Below are 4,460 nucleotides of genomic sequence, written 5' to 3'. Positions count from 1 at the left end.
GCCAGGGCCAGACCCAGGGACACCGACGTCGTCATGCGCAGCCAGTCCTCCGGGGCCAGCGGCAGCGCACGGCGCAGCGGCTCCATCGGCACAGCCTCTCCTCGGGTTCGGCACGGAGCCATACGCGGACCTGCGTACGCAAACCTGGGGACTCGTCCACCGCCTCCGGTGATGTTCCCGGGCGCCTCGCCACCCCCGGCGCGGCGCACGCTTACGCTGGAGGGGTGAGGCTGTCCACGAGCACCGACCTGGCGCTGAGAATCCTGATGCGGCTCGCGGTGGCCCCACCCCACACCGAGCTGACCACGCGCCAGGTCGCGGACGGTGTCGCGATCACCTACAGCCACGCCGTGAAGGTGGTCGCCCGGTTGCAGAAGCTCGGGGTCGTCGACGCCCGCCGCGGGCGCGGCGGCGGACTCGCGCTGTCCGAGGCGGGCCGCACGGCCTCGCTCGGCGCGCTGGCACGCACGCTCGAGGGCGTGGGGGACGTCGTCGGGTGCGAGGACGACCCGCCCTGCCCGCTGCGGCACGCCTGCACGCTGCGCGGCCTCCTGCGCCAGGCCCAGGAGGCGTTCTACCGCACGCTGGACCCGGTCACGGTGGGCGACCTGATCCACAACGACCTCAGCGCCGCCCTGCTCGGGGCGCGCCCGAGCTGAGCGGCTCAGGAGGCGAGCGCCTCGCCGTCGGGGGCGATCTCGGCCTTGAGCGGGGCGAGCGCGCCGCCGATCGTGTCGATGGTCGCCGCCGGGACGCCGAGCGCGGTCAGGGTGTCCACGAGGCGCCCCACGACCAGGTCGAAGTGCGCGGGCGCGATGTTCAGCCGCGCGTGCGCCTCGCCCATCGACCGGCCCACGTACCTCTCCGGCCCGCCGATCGCCACGGCGATGAACAGGCGCTGGTGCCCCTTGAGCCGCGCCACGTCGACGCCCTCGAAGTACGGCGCGAGCTCCGGGTCCGCCAGCACGCGCTCGTAGAACCGCTCGACCGCGGCGGACACGGCCTCGGCGCCGCCGATCTCGTCGTAGATGGTCATCGCTCTCCCTGGTCCGTGGTGGGAACGATCACGACCGTAGGGAGCGGCTGTGACGGGCGACGACGTGAATATGAGTTCGTCGTGAAGGTTTTCTCACGGCTCGATAACGGACCCCGTGAGGCTTCCGGACCAGGCCGGACCCGCCGTCAGAAGGCCGGCCAGGGGATGGCGGGGCCGTAGCCGGAGGGCTCCGGGAAGAGCGGCACGGCGAGCATCAGGTCCACCCGCTCGGTCAGCGTGCGGATCTCGGTGAGCGTGATGTGCGGGCCGAGGTCGTCGGCGAGGGTGCCCGCCAGCTGCGCCCGCAGCACGGACAGGGCCTCGACCTCGGCCTCGGTCAGCTCCTCGCCGACCCACCCCCACAGCACCGTCCGGAGCTTGTCCTCGGTGTGCATGGTGAGCCCGTGGTCGACGCCGTAGACGCGGCCGTCGTCCCCGGCCAGGACGTGCCCGCCCTTGCGGTCCGCGTTGTTGGCGACGACGTCGAACACCGCCATGGCCCGTAGCCGCGGGTCGTCGGAGTGGACGAGCACGGCGGGGGCGCCCTCGTCGTCCCGGGCGCGGAGCACGGCCTTCCAGCCGGGCTTGACCTTCTTCGGCGAACACACGTCGACCAGCTCCTCGGTGGTCTCGGTGTGCACCCAGGCCTGGACCATGCCGGGCCCGAACGGGCCGTCGCGCAGCACGGTCGGCGGCACGACGTGCAGACCCGCCGCCTCCGAGACGAGGTAGGAGGCGACCTCGCGCCCGGCGAGGGTGCCGTCGGGGAAGTCCCAGAGCGGGCGCTCGCCGCGCACCGGCTTGTACACGCACTGCAGGGTGCAGCCCGCGGCGGAGACGGTGCCGAAGAGCGTGGCGTTGGAGGCGGCGACCATCCGGCCGGTCACCTCGATGCGCCCGCGCCGGAGCACGTCGAGGACCGCGGGATCGCGCAGGTCGGGTCCGGTCAAGCGGTCGTTCCTGGACGGGGCACCGGCTACTCGGCCGCCTCGGCGCCGCCCATCGGCGAACGCTGGTGGAACCCGTTCAGCCGAATGCAGACGTGCCCCTCGGGATCCAGCGGCTCCGCGCACAGCGGGCACGGGGCCCGGCCCGCGGAGACGACCTTCTCGGCCCGGTCCGCGAACGCCCTGGCCTGCGGCGGGGACAGGAACACGCGCAGCGCGTCCGGCCCCTCCTCGGTGTCGTCGAGGACGACGGACTCGTCGACCTCCTCCTCGGTCACCGCGAGCAGCTCGACCACGATGGACTTCGAGTCGGCGTCCCACCCCAGGCCCATCGTGCCGACCCGGAACTCCTCCTCGAGCGGCACGGCGAGCGGGTCGTTGTCCGACGACGGCTCGACCTCCTCCGCCGCGACCTCGCCGCCGAAGCGGCGGTTGACCTCGGTCAACAGGGCCTCGATGCGCTCCGCCAGCACGGACACCTGCTGCTTCTCCAGCAGCACGCTGATCGTGCGGGCCTCCTCGATGGCCTGGAGATAGAAGGCCCGGTCGCCGGGCTCGCCGACGGTCCCGGCGACGAAGCGCTCGGGCTGGCGGAAGACGTGGATGACGCGTGACATGGCGAAACCCAGAGTAGGCCACCGCGGGGCGTGCGGCACCCCGGTGTGGTCAGGCCCCTGTGGACCCGCCGACGACGGCCTCCGAGGAGGGCTTCTCGTCCGGCTTCGGGACGAACGCGGAGACGTCCCCGCCGACGTCGTTCACCCGGGCCACGAACGGGCGCGTGGGCGTGTAGGTGATGACCGACAGCGAGCAGTTGTCGACGACGATCCGCTGGAAGTTGTCCAGGTGGGTCGCCAACGCGTCCGCCACGATGGACTTGATCGGGTCGCCGTGGCTGCACGCCACCCAGACCGCGCCGGGCCCGAACTCCTCGGCGATCCGCCGGTCCTGCTGCCGGATCGCGGCCACGCAGCGGGCCTGCATCGCGGCGAGCCCCTCGCCGCCGGGGAACACGGCGGCGGACGGGTGGGCCTGGACGACCTTCCACAGGTCCTCCTTGGCCAGCACCTTCAGCTCCTGGTTGGTCCACTCGCCGTAGTCGACCTCGGTGATGTCCGGCTCGACGACCGGGTCGAGCCCCCGCGCCTCGGCGAGCGGCGCGACGGTCTGCACGCAACGCGTCATCGGCGAGGTGACGATCGCGGCGATCGGCAGCGGGGCGAGCCGCTCGACGATCCTCGCGGCCTGCTCGCGGCCCTTCTCGTCCAGCTCCACCCCCGGGCTGCGGCCCGCGAGCACGCCGGACGTGTTCGACGTCGAGCGGCCGTGCCGGAGCAGGATCAGGGTGGTCACGACGATCGAGACTACGTGGCGGAGACGGCGCCGATCGCCAGGGCGGCCAACAGTGCCGCGCCGAGCGCGATCCGGTAGGCGACGAACACGTACACCGTGTTCTTCTCCACGAACCTGAGGATCCAGGCGATCACGGCGTAGCCGACGACGCCCGCGATGACCACCGCCACGATCATCTGGAACGGGCTCGGCCCGTCCCCCGCGAACACGTCCGGCAGCGTGAACAGGCCCGACGCGAACACCGCCGGGATGGCCAGCAGGAAGGAGAACCGCACGGCCGCGGCCCGCTCCAGGCCGAGGAACAGCCCCACGGTGATCGTGCCGCCGGACCGCGAGACGCCCGGGATCAGCGCCATGGCCTGCGCGAACCCGAGGATGATGCCGTCCTTCATGGTCAGCTTCTCGACCGGGCGCTCCTGCTTGCCGAAGCGCTCCGCGAGGCCCAGCAGGAGGCCGAACACGATCAGCGTGGTCGCGATGAGCCAGAGGTTGCGCGCGACCGTCTCGATCTGGTCCTTGAACAGGACGCCAAGGAGGCCGATCGGGATGGTGCCGATGATCACCATCCAGGCCATCCGGTAGTCCTGGCTCGCCCGGACCTCGGGGTCGCGGAAGCCGCGGAACCACGTGGCGATCAGGTGCCCGATGTCCTTGGCGAAGTAGACGATCACCGCGACCTCGGTGCCGATCTGCGTGACGGCGGTGAACGCCGCGCCCGGGTCGTTGCCGAAGAAGATCCCCGACACGATCCGCAGGTGCCCCGAGGAGGAGATCGGGAGGAACTCGGTGAGGCCCTGAACCAGCCCGAGAACGATCACCTCGAGCCAGCTCATGTGGTCGTCTCCGGGGAGGTGGTCACGGGGCGTCACCGTAGCGGGGGTGGGGTCGGACGCCTCCGCCCGGCCCCGAGATGGCAGGCTCGAACGGTGCAGCGCAGGAGGGTGGGGGGATCCGGGCTCCAGGTCTCCCGGATCGGCCTGGGCACGATGACCTGGGGCGAGGACACGGACGCGGACGGCGCGGGCGAGCAGCTGCTCGCGTTCGTCGACGCGGGCGGCACGCTGGTCGAGACCGCGGACGTCTACGGGGACGGCACGGCCCAGGAGGTCCTGGGCGCTCACCTG

The 4,460-nt window shown here is 72.2% G+C and carries 7 protein-coding genes; 2 read left to right on the top strand and 5 right to left on the bottom strand.

Annotation, left to right across the window (positions count from 1 at the left end; genetic code table 11):
• Positions 1 to 224 precede the first annotated feature (224 nt).
• Positions 225 to 659 (top strand): RrF2 family transcriptional regulator, encoded by a 435-nt coding sequence (locus H5J29_RS22130; RefSeq protein WP_181782961.1) that lies wholly within the window; start codon positions 225 to 227, stop codon positions 657 to 659.
• A gap of 5 nt (positions 660 to 664) precedes the next feature.
• Here the strand turns inward: H5J29_RS22130 and H5J29_RS22125 are convergent, their stop codons facing one another.
• From H5J29_RS22125 to H5J29_RS22105, 5 genes are all read right to left on the bottom strand, one after another.
• Positions 665 to 1,036: a group I truncated hemoglobin gene (locus H5J29_RS22125; RefSeq protein ID WP_181782960.1), complete on the bottom strand. Its 372-nt coding sequence runs from the start codon at positions 1,034 to 1,036 to the stop codon at positions 665 to 667.
• Between the two features lie 146 nt (positions 1,037 to 1,182).
• Positions 1,183 to 1,986, bottom strand: a complete 804-nt coding sequence (locus H5J29_RS22120; RefSeq protein WP_281376073.1) for an Rv2133c family protein — start codon at positions 1,984 to 1,986, stop codon at positions 1,183 to 1,185.
• 26 nt (positions 1,987 to 2,012) lie between these two features.
• Positions 2,013 to 2,600 (bottom strand): Rv2134c family protein, encoded by a 588-nt coding sequence (locus H5J29_RS22115; RefSeq protein WP_181782959.1) that lies wholly within the window; start codon positions 2,598 to 2,600, stop codon positions 2,013 to 2,015.
• A 49-nt stretch (positions 2,601 to 2,649) separates the two neighbouring features.
• Positions 2,650 to 3,336, bottom strand: a complete 687-nt coding sequence (locus H5J29_RS22110) for a histidine phosphatase family protein (protein ID WP_181782958.1) — start codon at positions 3,334 to 3,336, stop codon at positions 2,650 to 2,652.
• 11 nt (positions 3,337 to 3,347) lie between these two features.
• Positions 3,348 to 4,169, bottom strand: a complete 822-nt coding sequence (locus tag H5J29_RS22105) for an undecaprenyl-diphosphate phosphatase (protein WP_181782957.1) — start codon at positions 4,167 to 4,169, stop codon at positions 3,348 to 3,350.
• Between the two features lie 93 nt (positions 4,170 to 4,262).
• Here H5J29_RS22105 and H5J29_RS22100 point away from each other — a divergent pair.
• On the top strand, positions 4,263 to 4,460 hold a 198-nt coding region (locus H5J29_RS22100), incomplete at its 3' end, for an aldo/keto reductase (protein WP_181782956.1).

Origin of the sequence: Pseudonocardia pini, assembly GCF_013870575.1 — a bacterium.
In the GTDB taxonomy this organism is placed as follows: Bacteria; Actinomycetota; Actinomycetes; order Mycobacteriales; family Pseudonocardiaceae; genus Pseudonocardia; species Pseudonocardia pini.
The sequence above is the reverse complement of the archived record's forward strand: the minus strand, read 5'-3'. Positions and strand labels throughout refer to the sequence as shown.